At 65.2% G+C, this 12,976-nt stretch carries 12 protein-coding genes and 1 pseudogene; 10 read left to right on the top strand and 3 right to left on the bottom strand.

Annotated features, from left to right (window positions below; genetic code table 11):
- Nucleotides 1–31: 31 nt before the first annotated feature.
- A complete protein-coding gene (locus DAA40_RS07595) occupies nucleotides 32–979 on the bottom strand; it encodes a glycosyltransferase family 2 protein (protein ID WP_106849003.1) in 948 nt (315 codons plus the stop codon).
- A 456-nt stretch (nucleotides 980–1,435) separates the two neighbouring features.
- On the opposite strand from DAA40_RS07595, the gene DAA40_RS07590 reads away from it, so the two are divergent.
- Together DAA40_RS07590 and DAA40_RS07585 are read left to right on the top strand one after the other, a co-directional pair.
- Complete coding sequence (locus tag DAA40_RS07590; protein WP_106849002.1) at nucleotides 1,436–3,304, top strand: hypothetical protein; 1,869 nt, start codon at nucleotides 1,436–1,438, stop codon at nucleotides 3,302–3,304.
- A 123-nt stretch (nucleotides 3,305–3,427) separates the two neighbouring features.
- Entirely contained in the window at nucleotides 3,428–5,461 is a 2,034-nt protein-coding gene (locus DAA40_RS07585) for a SpoIID/LytB domain-containing protein (RefSeq protein ID WP_106849001.1), read from the top strand.
- 144 nt (nucleotides 5,462–5,605) lie between these two features.
- Here DAA40_RS07585 and DAA40_RS07580 read toward each other — a convergent pair.
- Nucleotides 5,606–6,637: pseudogene (locus DAA40_RS07580) on the bottom strand (IS256 family transposase).
- Nucleotides 6,638–6,751: 114 nt separating this feature from the next.
- On the opposite strand from DAA40_RS07580, the gene DAA40_RS07575 reads away from it, so the two are divergent.
- From DAA40_RS07575 to DAA40_RS07560, 5 genes are all read left to right on the top strand, one after another.
- Nucleotides 6,752–7,117: an NAD-glutamate dehydrogenase domain-containing protein gene (locus DAA40_RS07575; RefSeq protein WP_106849000.1), complete on the top strand. Its 366-nt coding sequence runs from the start codon at nucleotides 6,752–6,754 to the stop codon at nucleotides 7,115–7,117.
- Between the two features lie 937 nt (nucleotides 7,118–8,054).
- Nucleotides 8,055–8,546 carry a DNA/RNA non-specific endonuclease gene (locus tag DAA40_RS16150; RefSeq protein ID WP_158716301.1) on the top strand — a complete coding sequence of 164 codons (492 nt, stop codon included), beginning with the start codon at nucleotides 8,055–8,057 and terminating at the stop codon, nucleotides 8,544–8,546.
- On the top strand, nucleotides 8,543–8,977 hold the full coding sequence (locus DAA40_RS16145) for a hypothetical protein (RefSeq protein WP_158716300.1): 435 nt from the start codon (nucleotides 8,543–8,545) through the stop codon (nucleotides 8,975–8,977). Before DAA40_RS16150 ends, DAA40_RS16145 begins: the two co-directional genes overlap by 4 nt.
- A 96-nt stretch (nucleotides 8,978–9,073) precedes the next feature.
- Nucleotides 9,074–9,403: a hypothetical protein gene (locus DAA40_RS07565; protein ID WP_158716299.1), complete on the top strand. Its 330-nt coding sequence runs from the start codon at nucleotides 9,074–9,076 to the stop codon at nucleotides 9,401–9,403.
- Between the two features lie 167 nt (nucleotides 9,404–9,570).
- Entirely contained in the window at nucleotides 9,571–10,107 is a 537-nt protein-coding gene (locus DAA40_RS07560) for a hypothetical protein (protein ID WP_106848997.1), read from the top strand.
- Between the two features lie 61 nt (nucleotides 10,108–10,168).
- On the opposite strand, the gene DAA40_RS07555 is transcribed toward DAA40_RS07560, so the two are convergent.
- Nucleotides 10,169–10,597 (bottom strand): cupin domain-containing protein, encoded by a 429-nt coding sequence (locus DAA40_RS07555; RefSeq protein WP_106849322.1) that lies wholly within the window; start codon nucleotides 10,595–10,597, stop codon nucleotides 10,169–10,171.
- A gap of 75 nt (nucleotides 10,598–10,672) precedes the next feature.
- Between DAA40_RS07555 and DAA40_RS07550 the strand changes: the two genes are divergently transcribed.
- The 3 genes from DAA40_RS07550 to purU all read left to right on the top strand — a co-directional run bounded on the left by DAA40_RS07550 (nucleotide 10,673) and on the right by purU (nucleotide 12,935).
- Nucleotides 10,673–11,287 (top strand): TetR/AcrR family transcriptional regulator, encoded by a 615-nt coding sequence (locus tag DAA40_RS07550; protein ID WP_199849573.1) that lies wholly within the window; start codon nucleotides 10,673–10,675, stop codon nucleotides 11,285–11,287.
- Between the two features lie 155 nt (nucleotides 11,288–11,442).
- Nucleotides 11,443–12,066 carry a bifunctional 2-polyprenyl-6-hydroxyphenol methylase/3-demethylubiquinol 3-O-methyltransferase UbiG gene (locus DAA40_RS07545; RefSeq protein WP_106848996.1) on the top strand — a complete coding sequence of 208 codons (624 nt, stop codon included), beginning with the start codon at nucleotides 11,443–11,445 and terminating at the stop codon, nucleotides 12,064–12,066.
- Nucleotides 12,063–12,935, top strand: a complete 873-nt coding sequence (gene purU, locus DAA40_RS07540; RefSeq protein ID WP_106848995.1) for a formyltetrahydrofolate deformylase — start codon at nucleotides 12,063–12,065, stop codon at nucleotides 12,933–12,935. Before DAA40_RS07545 ends, purU begins: the two co-directional genes overlap by 4 nt.
- The last annotated feature ends 41 nt before the right edge of the window (nucleotides 12,936–12,976 follow it).

Genomic DNA, 12,976 nt, shown 5'->3' with positions numbered 1-12,976 from the left:
TTGCTGCTGCACCCGGCCACTCTGCGCAAAGTCACACTGACCGCCCGCAGCGCCGCCGCCGTTGGACATTCCGAGCATCGACCCCGATGCCGGCTACGAGGGCTGCGGTCCCAGCGGCGGCTAGGGTGAACCCGCTTCTGCGCCAGGAAGCGCGTCGGCCCAGGACTCCGGAGCCGGCCACCGCAGCGCCCACGGTGTTCAGGCTGGCCCCCGCGGCGATGAGCCCGGTGAAGGCATCGAGCCCGGCGGTTCGCGCATGTTGGGCATACCGCTGGGCGAAGCCGGACGAGACGGCCTTCAACGCCCGAACCGTCGTCGGGAGGAACTTGATCGTCGAGGTCTCCTGACCATAGATCGCTGGCACGCCGACCTCCAGTAGCTTCGCATCCAGCCGGGCCAAGGCCGTGAGCATAGTGTTCTCGTAGTCGTATCGTTCGCCCACGAGATCCCAGTCCAGGCGTTCGAAGACCCCACGAGAGAAGAACCCGTAACCGTTCTGTGAGTCGGTGAGGTTGTAGTAACCAGTCGAGATGCTGGTGAGGACAGTGATAACCCGGTTGCCGATTCCTCGGTAGGTCGGCATCGCACGTAACGCTTCCTTGTGGCGAAAGCGGGTCGCCTTGACGAAGTCGAGCTGCTCTCGGGTGAAGACCTCGAGCATCTCGGGGATGTAGGTCGGATCGCATTGCGCGTCACCGGCCAGAGTGCCGATTATCTGCGCATCTGTGTGGTCGAGGGCATATCGATAGCCCGCCTTTAGCGCCCCTCCAATTCCACGGTTAGGGGTCAGATGGATCGGCGTCAACCGCGGCTCGCTCGCGGTGAGGCGGTCGAGTATCGGCCCCGTCTCATCGGAGCTCCCGTCGTTCACGACGATGATGTAATCGACGATCTCCGGCACAGTCTCCACGGCGCGGGTGATCAGCAGCTGCTCGTTGAAGGCGGGTACGACCACCGCTACAGGCACTCCGGCGTGCATCGGCTCATCCTCCGAGTGTCATCGCATGGTCAGCCGTGGTGACAGGTCCTCGATCAATGTGTGGGAGGTCCTGTCCGATGAGACGTCGGAGCGGCGTCGACGGCTGAGCCGATGGGCGGGTGGTGGGATTCGATGGCCAGCTGAGGCCAGCCCGGTTTAGTGTAATCGCAGGGGCCCGGGTGACCGTGAGCCCTCGCTTTCGGCGTGTTCCGCGTCCGTGTTGGCGTATCGGCCACAGCCGCGCCGCGCGCGAGCTGCGCGACGTCATGTGAGACCGGGGCGCCCCCGGCCGCACGGGTCCCGTAGGCTCATGCGGTGCCGACACGAGAGGAAAGACGATCAGGCTCGACAACCGTCGAGCGGAACACGCGTGCCCCCAGCGTTCCGGTTGCGCTAGCCGCGCTGGCCGGTCTGGCGGTCGCGTTAGTGTTCCTCGTGGCCGCGAGTCTGCAGCCCATGCCCGCGATTTCCGTGACGGTCACAGCTCTGCTCCTGGTGCTGTTCCCCTCCTCGCAGCTACTGAGCCGGCGGTTGTTGATCAACGGCTCAGTCGTCATCGGTTGGTACGGGGCTACCTGGTGGATGCCCGACGTCTTCGGCACACTTGGTCGGGTACGCCTGCTGGTGGGCATCGCTCTTGGCGCGCTGGTGTACTTCGTTGTAGTCGACGCGTTACGCGGCAAGGCATTGGTAGAGCGGTACCTGCCGCGGCCTCATTGGCTCGATCTGATGATTCCGGCTGGGGCGGCTGCGGCCGGCTGGCTCTCGTGGCCGTTCGTGCGCGGGAACGATGGCGTCGAACAGATGTCCCGCCTCATGCTCGGGTGGGACCAGGCAGGCCATTTCAGCATGATCTACCTGCAACGGCTGCTCGGCCAGTTGCCGCCTGCAGAGTCCGGTTTCGACGGCTCCCTCCTCTTCTACGCCCCCTACTCGCAGTACATGCACTCGCTCATGAACGGGCTCACCGAGTTACGCGTCGGCCCCGAGGCGCGTGAGCCGATCGCCGAGGTGGTGCTCTACAGCAATACCTATGGAGCGCTATATGTCGCGGTGACCGCGCTGCTCGTAGCCGGTGTCGTCCAGGTCCCCGGGCTGCGTCGGCACCCGTTGGTGGCGATCACGCTGAGCGTGGCTGCGATCGCCTTGATGACCCTCGGACCGGGCGGTTCATCCCTGATGCGTGGACACCTGAACGTCGGGTTCGCTGGTGTCACGATCGCGTTGATGGTGCTGATCATCGTGCCGCACCCAGATCCCTGGCACCCGGTCGTGCTCGCACCGGCCGCCGGTCTGGTCGTGGCCACCACGGGAGCCTGGCCGCTGATCGGTCCCTGGGCGGGGCTGATCCTCGCGGTTGCGCTCGTGCGCGATCCGCGCACGCGGTTTGGCTTCCGTCGCCACTGGGCAAGTACGGTGGCGATCGGCGCGCTGCTGCTTGCCTGTCTGGTGAAGATCGGGCTGACGATCACGGGATATGACGTGGGTAGCACGTTGACCCTGCCTGGTGACGCTATCGACGCGCAGTTCTCGCATACCGTCGGACTGCTCGCGCTGGCGATCTTCATGGCCGCCTACCAGCCGCGCGTCGTCGCGGGCTGGTCATACGGAGTGCGCCACCGCTACGGCGTCCAGTCGTGGAGCCTAGTTGGGCTGCTGGCGGGTCTGAGCGTACTCGCGGGCTACCAGCTGATCGCCGACGGTCAGCTCTCCTATTACTTCTGGAAACTGGGCATCGGCGTGCAGATCGCGCTGGTCGCTTTCGTCGCCCTAGGAGCAGCCAGGCTTGTACGACCACCGCTGATGGCGGCCAGTGGGGCCAAACGATGGAGTGCTCTCGCCCTCATCGGGGCGATGGGTTTCATGATCACGGTCTACGGCGGCATCGCAAACGGGTTCACCTCATGGTTTGGCGATACGAGCAAGGCCGTGGCCCTGCGTTCGGTGATCAACGCCGACACGTCGTTCCGGATCGCCTCGCATCGGATTGTGTTGGCGTACGAGGTCGCCAAGGAGTATCCGAAGGGCAGCGTGACCTACTACGCTATCCAGCCCCATGACGGCTATTCGGTTCTGGATGATCACTGGATGCACGCGATGCTCGGCGACTGGTCTGTCAAGAGCGACAAGGCTTCGGCCGTCGGAATCGACATCGGTGGTCCTGACTGGTGGCAGGGATTCTCCTACGAGAAGGTCGCGGACCGGATGATCGAGACGTTCGAGATCGGCGGTGCTGAACACGTGATCGTCGTTGCGCCGGAAGTCCTCGAGGCGGTGCTTGCCGAGCTGCCGGATCGGTACCAGGGCCGCGTGATCACCTGGTAGCCGCGCACGCGCGCACCCTCCCGCGATCGCCTCGCTCGTGCGATAGTGAGATCGCTGTCACGGGTGATTCTGGAGTGTTTAGTGAGGCGGCTGATCTGCGGACCGCCGGAGGGGCATCGGACCATGCGCGCTCTCGCCAAACTGCTGCTCGTGCTGCTCATCGCTTTCGGCACCCTGACGCTCGCGCCGCGGCCTGCGCTTGCGGCCGAGACCTACTACCCCAGCAACGGGGCCTTTCAGCTCAGCGGCCATGGCTACGGGCATGGCCGTGGGATGAGCCAGTGGGGTGCATACGGCGCTGCCACACAGGGACTCAGTGCCGCACAGATTCTGGCTTTCTACTACCCGGGTACCGCGCTGACCAGCCAGCCGAACTGGGATATCAAGGTCCGCCTGTCGACGGCCCAAAGTGGACAGGCAACGGTCGATCCAGTCGCCGGGATGTCGCTGGTATGGTCCGGCGGAACTCTCGCGCTGCCGTCGACCGCCCCCAGCGGCCGCCCAGTGACCAGTTGGCGGCTGCGCAACATCGGTGGGTCGCTCGTGCTCGATCATAGCGACTCGGGGTCGAGCAGTTGGCAGCAGTACTCCTACGTGCCAGGGGGCTGGGGACTGTTCCACAGCCCGACCGGCCGGGTGCGGCTGATCGGGGCCGACTCGGGCCGGACCGAGTACCGCGGCCTCGTCGGCGCTCACACTACCGGCGGGACGATCCAGGCTTACAACGCCGTGCTCATGGAAGACTATCTGCGCTCGGTAGTGCCCTCAGAGATGCCTCCGAGCTGGTCGAAGGCCGCGCTACAGTCGCAGGCGGTCGCCGCCCGTACGTACGCCTCCCGAGAACGTCACACGGCTACCGGGCCTACGCACACCTGCGACACGGTGCAATGCCAGGTGTACAATGGCGTGGCGAAGTACACGGCCAGCGGCACGCTGCGCGCGAGTTACGAGGCGGCGTCCACCGACCAAGCAATCACCGCGACGAGCGGGCGCGTGGTCATCACGGGCGGCGCCTATAGTTATGCGTTCACCCAGTTCTCATCGTCCAACGGTGGCTATACGGTCGCCGGGTCGGCCCCGTACCTCATAGCGAAGCCCGACCCTTATGACGGGGTGATGCCGAGCAGCGCGAACTCGTGGACCGCGACCCTCAGCGTCGCGCAGATCCACGCTGCGTACCCGCAAGTTGGCACGCCCACCGCGTTAGTCGTCCTGAAGCGCGACGGCAATGGTGAGTGGGGCGGTCGCATCGAAACGCTACGGATCGTGGGCACCGCCGGCTCGGTCGATGTGACTGGCGCGGCTTTCCGGACCGCGTTAGGAATGCGCTCGACCTGGTGGACGATCACCAGTCCGCAGCAACCGCCCACCCCGCCCGTACAGCCGAACGGCGGGCTACTGACCGATATCAACGGCGACGGCACGATCGACATCCTTGGACAGAACCGCACTACTGGGGCCATGGTGCTCTATCCGGGCTACTCACCGACATTGTTCGGCTCCGGCACGGTCGTCGGCGGGGGTTGGGGTGGCTTCGACTGGGTGGGCTCGCCAGGAGATGTCAGCGGAGATGGCATCCCGGACCTCTACGCGCGTGAGGCCGGCACCGGCGCCCTTTATCTCTATCCGCTCAACCGTCAAGGGGTTGCGACCGACAAGCGTCACATCGGCTCGGGCTGGGACTGGCTGACTATGATCGTCGCGATCGGAGATGTAACCGGTGATGGGGTTCCTGACGTTTATGGACGTGATCCATCCGGCGTGCTCTATCTCTATCGCGGGGCCCCCGGTGGCGGCTTCAATGACCGCTCGGTGGCCAACCATGGCTGGAACACACTCGATCTCGTCGTCGGCGCCGGCGATCTGGACGGCGACGGTCGGCCCGACCTGATCGCCCGTGCGGCCGCCGACGGGGGATTGTTTCGGTACACCACGGGCCTGGGGGGTTCGATTACGTCAGTCGCCCGGATCAACAGCGGGTGGGGGGGCTTTGACCACATCGCCGCAGCACCAGCATCCGGGCGTACCTATCTCTACGCTCGGACGCCGAACCTCAACAGCGGCACACTCAGCGTGTACCCGGTTTCCGCCGCAGGCGTGGTTAGTGGACCCACCACGATTAGCTACGGCTGGTCGATGTTTTCCACGTTGATATGAACCGCGGCTGCGACAAGTAGCACCTCACGGTCCGGCCCGGTCCCGCGCGGATGACGGATACTGGCGCGCCAGCGCGCGCAACTGGCCACCCTCGTGTCAAGTCCCTCGTAGTGGTGTAGCGGTGCGTTCCTTCGGTGGGGTGGGTCAGGCGGTAAGTGTAGGCAGATGATCAGCTCCGATCTCGGTTTCGGTGGTGGGCACGATGTTAATGTGGCTGCGGGCCAGGACCTCGAGTCCGAGGTACCGGCGGCCTTCGGCCCATTCATCGGTCTGCTCGGCCAGCACCGCTGCGACCAGGCGCACGATCGCTTCGTGGGTGGGGAAGATCCCGACGGCGTCGGTGCGACGCCGGATCTCGCCGGCCACATCGACTTCGGCGTCACGGACATGAGGTTGGCGGCGCAGTGGGTGCGGCAGCGCTGCCCGGACGCGCCGGCCAGGTTCGCTGCGACGCTTCGACCAAGCCTTTGTGAGCGTCCGAGGTGACCAACCGGACTCCCGACAGACCGCGGGCGACCAGGTCTGCGAAGAACTCGTTCCACGCCGCACCGGCCTCGCTGGTGGCCACCCGCATGCCGAGGACCTCACGGTGCCCGTCGCCGTTGACGCCGGTGGAGACCAGCACGTGCACTCCCACCACGCGTCCGCCTTCGCGGACCTTCATGGTGAGCGCGTCGGCGGCGACAAAGGTGAACGGTCCCGTCGCATCGAGCCCTCGGTGGCGGAACTGCTCGACGTGTTCGTCCAGATCGGCTGCCATTCGGGACACCTGGGACTTCGACAGCGAGTCGATGCCGAGGGTCTTGACCAACTTGTCCATCCGCCTGGTGCTGACGCCGGCGAGGTAGCAGTCGGCCACGATGGTGATCAGCGCGGTCTCAGCCCGCTTGCGGCGTTCGAGGAGCCACGCGGGGACGTAGGTGCCCTTGCAGAGCTTGGGGATCGCGACTTCGACAGTGCCGACCCCGGTGTCCAGGTCGCGGTGGCGGTAGCCGTTGCGCTGCGTCGTGCGCCCCGGGGTGGGTCGGCCATACTCGGCGCCCACGACGGCGTCGGCGTCAGCGGAAAGCAAGGCATTGATCATCGTCTGCAACAGCGAGCGCATCAGGCGGGACTCGCCTCGGCGAGGGCTTCGCCGAGCAGGCCGGCAGGGTCGACAATGTGAGGAGCGGTCATCGTGATGACTCCGTTCGAGAGTGCTGTAAGGGTTCACTCGAAGGATCACGCGGTGGCCGCGTCTTCGTCCGACGAACACGCCGGTGACGATCTCGGCGACCGCGCTACACCACTATGCGGGACGCCACTTACTCGGCGCTGGTATTCCTCTCCCGAGACCGCTACTCGACGCCCGTGCGCGTCCGGATGACCGACATCTTGATGCGCGAGCTCGGCGGGGCCTCGTACGAGTACTCGACACAGTCCGGTGAGTCGCCCCTCGCCCGGCTGGAGTTCCTCATCCGGGTCGACGACCACACCGCGGTCGAGGATCTGCCGCTGGACCGACTGGCAGATCTCGAGGCGAAGGTGATCGAGGCAGCCCGGTCGTGGGACGACGACCTCGCCGACGCGCTGCGCGACCACGACCTGGATGCCCAGAAGAACATCGCACGGATCGCGGACTCGATGCCCCGGGATATCGGGCGGCGTACGAGTTGATGCCGCACTTGACGACATCGCCGTCCTGCAAGAGATCGAGCGCGCTGACCGGTCAACTGTGAGCGCTGCAGGCGATGCACGATCTCGGCGGGACGGGTGGGGACTCGTCCGGCGCCTCCAACATCACTGACGCCGCGGGGCTCGCCGACGACCCGGGCACCTCCGACGGGCCGACCCGACCCCCGGCGGCGAGTCCGTCACGCCCGACACCGGGGGCGCTACCAATTCGGGAGACGCTGGCGACACGGCCACGGACACCGGCGAGGCAATGCCCGGCGAAGAGACAGGTGACTCCGACGCGGTCGCTTCGCCGGGCGTGAAACCGATGCCACACAGACGCCCGACGGGCTGCCGGCGGTCGACCAGCACAGTGACACGGCCGCCCCCGCTGGGGACACCGGAGATTTCGACGCGACTACATCGGTCGAGGCCGAGGGTCCGATCCGCGACCACATCTCGGGGCTCGATCTGCCCGGTGGCGACGGCACCACCGCGGCCACCACGACGGATCCGACCACCACAGCCGACAGCGCCCCGGCCGACTCCTCCGGGAGCGATCCGGACCCCGGTCGCGGCGACGACGCGCCCACCACGCCGGAAGATCCGTCGACGCCTACGAACCCGGATGACATCGACACGACCGACTGCGGGCACAACGCCCTCGACGCGCTCGCCGACCGGCACCCCGATCTCCCCTCTGAAAGTTCCGGTATGGGACAACGGGGCGACGGCTGGTGCCCGCCGGAGCACTGTACGACGCCACCGGGATCACGCCGGACCTGCACCCCCGTCAGGACGCCGACCAGGCGGGACACCCCGACGACGGGGGGACGGACGCCTACGACGCGATCAGCGACCGGCTCACCGAACTCGGCGACGGTTCCACCGCCCCGTCACCGTCACCACCACGTCGGTGTCCGCGGGAGACAAGCCGGACGTGCGCAACACCGTCACGTGGACCGAGCACGGCACCCGCACCGTCGAGTCCAAATTCAATTCGCGCCACTCGTTCGAGGGAATGGGACGCACCAGCGAGGAAATGTCACACCAGAGAGACGTGTCCGGTGGCGTGGCCGTGGGAGCCAATCAGTACGGAGTCATCAAGGGCGACCATGCCGGCCACGTCGTTGCGCACCGCTTCATGCTCGACCAAGGCCTGCACAACCTCTTCCCGCAGAACGGTAACTTCAACACCAGCGCCTACAAGAAGGTTGAGAATGACTGGGCTGCACTCGTCAATGACGGACTCACCGTAGAAGGAGAGATCAAGTTTACCTTTGATGAGCCCGAAATTAGACCACGTGCAGTCGCAATAGAATTCGTAGGAACTGACTCCGACGGTAATCTAGAGTTCGAACCCGACCGAGCGCTGAAGTTCATCAATACCGACGGCCAGGACTATAAGAGAACATATGGGCAGGATAAATGATCTACAGCTTTCCAAGCTCCGACCAACAGCGAATGGACCTTTCTCGAGCGGTGTGGACGGATCCGAATGCCACCAGAAAAGGCCCCTTCGAGGGGTACTCCATTCTCAACTATCACGCTAATTCCATAGTGTCCACGGTGAGCTCCCTTTACCGAGCTGGGGAATCTAGCATCAATGCGAACCTTAAGATCAAGACACGAGAGGAGGCTAGCGAAGCATTTCAGGATATTTGGCGAAACAACATCGGGACCGCGCCAGAATCCCCGTTTGCTGAAATATTCATCTACGCCTACGGCGATGCGGTACTTACTGCACACTACTTGACCGGTAGCGACGCGCTCAAGTGGGACGTGGACGCTATCGACATCTCCGTGATTCGCGAAAAGCTGCGCCCGGCCTCAATCAATCCGCCTGAAGCGCGTACCGACTAAGCGTGATCATAACTGGGGCCTCCTCAATGCAGAAATAGCAGATGTCGAATCAGCACTAGTTTCTGCCTAGTTTCGACATCGCCAGATGCGTTCGCCATGAAGGCTCACCGATTCAACGAGGCAACGAACCAGTTGCCGGGAGAGCAGGGAGGAATCGAGGGGACGATGCCGATCACGCTGACCGTCGATGACGAGACCACCGCTGCGCTCGTCGACGAGCTCACCAACGACCAATACTTTCTTGCCGAAGAACCTGCTGACCACGCAGCCATGATCCTCTTCTACGAAGCAAATACCATCAAGATGCTTGTGGCGGCATACGGCCCTGAACGAAGCGATATTCGCGGGGACATACATCGTAGAACTGCCCGAATTCTGCGTGGCGTCGTCAAAACACTTGGCTCGACAACCAAGACGACCAACTAGGCGAACCCCTTGCCGCGATCATCCAGTGTGACCTCAAAGCTAAAGCGGCGACTGTAACCTATTACCTCGGCGACGAAGCCGAGGCCTGGCGCTGCAACGATGACAACTCCATAGAGCTACGCGCCGCGCTGACCCCCTGACCCGACCCCTACTGAGAGAACTCGGCTATGCCCGCACCCCAGACGACTGACCCGACAGCACTGCTCGGCAAGTGGGAATTGACCGGCTTCTCCGAACAGGACGCCGGACACCGCTCGGGCAGCTACGCAATCATCTTCCGCGACCGCTCGCTCTACACCCCGGGCACATTCTCTCCCGCAGGTGGCGAAACGCTCGAGATCACCAACTCCGACGGCGAGATCCACTTCTCGATGCGGGGCGACGCCAAGGTCCCCTGGACCTCCGCCGAGAAGGAGCAGGGCGTCCTGATCGACTCGATCGAGGACCAGGACGGACACATCGTCAGCAGCGTGGCGCCCTACCTCCGCATGGAGCGACTGGTGGATGGCACCTGGGTGAGCAAGTACTCCGACAGTGACCTGGACATGGACAACGTGATGTTCACCGACGGACCTGACCTGGTGTTGATGATGACCACGATCGTCGACGAGCTCTACGTGACCAAATACTTCTACCGCTTCTCACGCGCCTCACCGGCATGTACCCGGGGCCAGATCCCGCCCCAGGGGTCGCCCGCGAGCTAGCCGGCTGGTGCTAGTGCCTGGCTGCGCTCGAGGAATAGGCGGGTCGTCTCGTGGCTGGTCGTCAGTCGAGCAACTGGAAGTCGGCGAAGTCGAAACCTGGGCTGACGACGCAGCCCACGATCACCGACTCGTCGTCCGCCGGGCGGGCCGTCTGCCAGGTGTCTGCCGGTACCAGAAGCTGACCTCCTACGCCCAGTTGATAGGTGACCTCGGATGTCGGACGTTCGCCGTCCGAGCCGGTCCGTAGCTCGAGTGCGCCCCCGCCCTGCCAGAACCAGATCTCGTCGCTGGCAACCCGGTGCCAGGCCGACTCCTCGCCGGGCCGCAGCAGGAACGAGATCGCGGTGCTCAGCGGACGCCGTCCGCGCGTAGTCGCTACCGACAGATCGTTGCGATAGAGCTCCCGGTACCAGCCGCCCTCTGGGTGCGGGCGCATGCCCAGAGACTCCGGGTCGGCGAGGTCCCCGCCGGGGAAATAGTATCCGCGCATCATCCGCTCAGCACCGCCAGGACCGAGCGCGAACGCAAACCGAATCGGATTCGGTCCAGCCGGTATGCTCACCTGGTGACCACCCCGACGGCTCCGCAGAATGCAGCGCATCCTCGTGGCAACGGCCGCGCCGCGCTCATGCGCGCCGCGTTGCTGGACGCCGCCCGGGCCGTGTTCGTGGGGGTGGGTTACATCGACGCGTCGGTCACCTCCATCGTCGAGAAGGCGGGAGCCTCGGTCGGCAGTCTCTATCACCACTTCGGCGGCAAGCCCGACGTGTTCATCGCCCTCTACGAGGAGTACGAGGCGCGCTGCTCGCACGCGGCCGCGATAGAGGTTGCCCGGGCGCGCGAGTCCGGCGAGGCAGACCCGGTGTCGCTGTTCGTACGAGGTGCGCGCGGCTACCTCGAGCAGTGCCGGCGGGACGCCGACCTGACCGCCCTATTCCTCGGAGGCGACGGCCCACCGGGGTTCAACGCGATGCGCCGGCGGGTAGCCGCCGAATGGGTCCGCCAGAACGGCCGGCTGATCCGCGCCGGAGAGCGACGTAACGGCGAGGCTCTGGTCGTCGTCCTGACGACTGTCACCGGTACCGCCGGCCGGGAGGTGGCCGCCGCCGACACCGATAAGCGCGCTGCCGAGCTCATCGATGACTTCTGCGGCCTCATTGCTCGCGTCGCTGCCGACTAGCGCCGTTCGTCTAGCGGCAGGGTGTAACCAAAGCCGATCTTGTACAAAGGTGATGACTTCGTGCACACCGAGCTTGAGTCCGCTACGGGCTGAACGCTCTCGCCATGCAGTACCCGGCTACGCCGTTCGCCGCGTGCTCTTGGGAGAATCTTCTGATGACCACTCCGCAGACTCGCTTCGATGTCACGCGCCCCGAAGGTGCGCGCCTTGAGGAGTACGTCGCGAAGTTCACCACGAAGTACGACAACGGCGATGACGTCGCAGGCGAGGCCCGCTTCATCGACGCTTTCGCCGAGCGGGAATCGGCGATCCTCGATGCTGGCTGCGGCACCGGGCGAGTCGCCGCGGCCCTCACGCAGGCGGGCCACCGCGTGCTCGGCGTCGACCGCAGTCCTCGGCTGATCGAGGTGGCGCGCGAGTACTTCCCGGGTGTCGCCTACCAGGTGCGGGACCTACTTGAGGTCGGTCCGGCAGACCTCACCGCCGCCGGCTTGCCCGAGCGGGTCGACATCGTCGTGCTGGCCGGAAACGTGATGCCGTGCCTTGCGCCCGGTACCGAGCGCGACGTCCTCGCCAACCTGCTGAAGCGGCTAGCGGACGACGGCCGGCTGGTGCTCGGATTCCGCACCGACCGCGAGTACCCCGTCGCCGACCTCGAGCGCCATCAGCGGGAGCTGGGCCTGACCGAGCTGCACCGCTTCAGCGACTGGCAGCTCTCGCCGTGGCGAGATGACGCACCATGGATCGTCAGCATGATGAAGAACCAAGGAACCGAATGACCGACTCCGTAAAGCCCGAGTACCTGCTCACCCTCACCTGCCCGGACCGGCCGGGAGTGGTGCGCGCGCTGACGGACTTCCTCTACCAGCGGGGCGCCAACATCCTCGACCTGCAGCAGCACTCCGACCGCCTCACCGGGCGGTTCTTCGCGCGGATCCTCATGGAGTTCCCCGGCGAGGTGCCGGCTTTGGAGCGTATGCGCGAGCAGTTCGCGCCGGTCGCCGACGACTTCGAGATGTCCGCTCAGATCATCGACGTCGCCACCCCCATGAAGACCCTCGTGCTGGTCAGCAAGATCGCGCACTGCCTCAACGACCTGCTGTTCCGCTTCCGGCACGGCTCGGTGGGCATCGACATCCCGGTCGTCGTCTCCAACCACCCCGACCTGCGCGAGATGGTCGAGGGGTACGGCGTCCGCTTCGAGCACATCCCGGTCACCAAGGACACCAAGGCGCAGGCCGAGGCGCGGATGTTCGAGCTCGTCGACGAGTACGACATCGACCTGGTCGTCCTCGCCCGGTACATGCAGATCCTGTCGAGTGATGCGTGTGAGCGGCTGGCCGGCCGCGCGATCAATATCCACCACTCATTCCTGCCGTCCTTCAAGGGCGCCAAGCCGTACCACCAGGCGCACGACCGCGGCGTGAAGATCATTGGTGCGACCGCGCACTACGTCAGCGACGTCCTCGACGAGGGTCCGATCATCGAGCAGGACGTCGCTCGCGCGTCGCACACCATGACCCCGCAGGACCTCGTCAGCGTCGGGCGGGACGTCGAGACTCAGGTGCTGGCGCGCGCGGTGAAGTGGCACAGCGAGCGGCGGGTGTTCCTCAACGACCACCGGACGGTTGTGTTCACCGACCGCTGACGTCGGAAGAGCAGAACCAAAACGCAGCCCCGGAGGCGAGG

The sequence above is a fragment of the Blastococcus sp. Marseille-P5729 genome, from assembly GCF_900292035.1.
Taxonomy (GTDB): Bacteria; Actinomycetota; Actinomycetes; order Mycobacteriales; family Antricoccaceae; genus Cumulibacter.
Note: the sequence above shows the minus strand (reverse complement) of the source record. Positions and strands in the feature narration are given on the sequence as shown.

What these genes read in the sequence shown, in the direction of transcription:
- DAA40_RS07565 (WP_158716299.1), top strand. Translation starts at nt 9,074, where the DNA reads ATGAAGGCTCACCGATTCAACGAGGCAACGAACCAGTTGCCGGGAGAG.
- DAA40_RS07575 (WP_106849000.1), top strand. Translation starts at nt 6,752, where the DNA reads ATGCGGGACGCCACTTACTCGGCGCTGGTATTCCTCTCCCGAGACCGC.
- DAA40_RS07555 (WP_106849322.1), bottom strand. Translation starts at nt 10,597, where the DNA reads ATGCGCGGATACTATTTCCCCGGCGGGGACCTCGCCGACCCGGAGTCT.
- DAA40_RS16145 (WP_158716300.1), top strand. Translation starts at nt 8,543, where the DNA reads ATGATCTACAGCTTTCCAAGCTCCGACCAACAGCGAATGGACCTTTCT.
- DAA40_RS07590 (WP_106849002.1), top strand. Translation starts at nt 1,436, where the DNA reads ATGCCCGCGATTTCCGTGACGGTCACAGCTCTGCTCCTGGTGCTGTTC.
- DAA40_RS07560 (WP_106848997.1), top strand. Translation starts at nt 9,571, where the DNA reads ATGCCCGCACCCCAGACGACTGACCCGACAGCACTGCTCGGCAAGTGG.
- DAA40_RS07545 (WP_106848996.1), top strand. Translation starts at nt 11,443, where the DNA reads ATGACCACTCCGCAGACTCGCTTCGATGTCACGCGCCCCGAAGGTGCG.
- DAA40_RS07595 (WP_106849003.1), bottom strand. Translation starts at nt 979, where the DNA reads ATGCACGCCGGAGTGCCTGTAGCGGTGGTCGTACCCGCCTTCAACGAG.
- DAA40_RS07585 (WP_106849001.1), top strand. Translation starts at nt 3,428, where the DNA reads ATGCGCGCTCTCGCCAAACTGCTGCTCGTGCTGCTCATCGCTTTCGGC.
- purU (WP_106848995.1), top strand. Translation starts at nt 12,063, where the DNA reads ATGACCGACTCCGTAAAGCCCGAGTACCTGCTCACCCTCACCTGCCCG.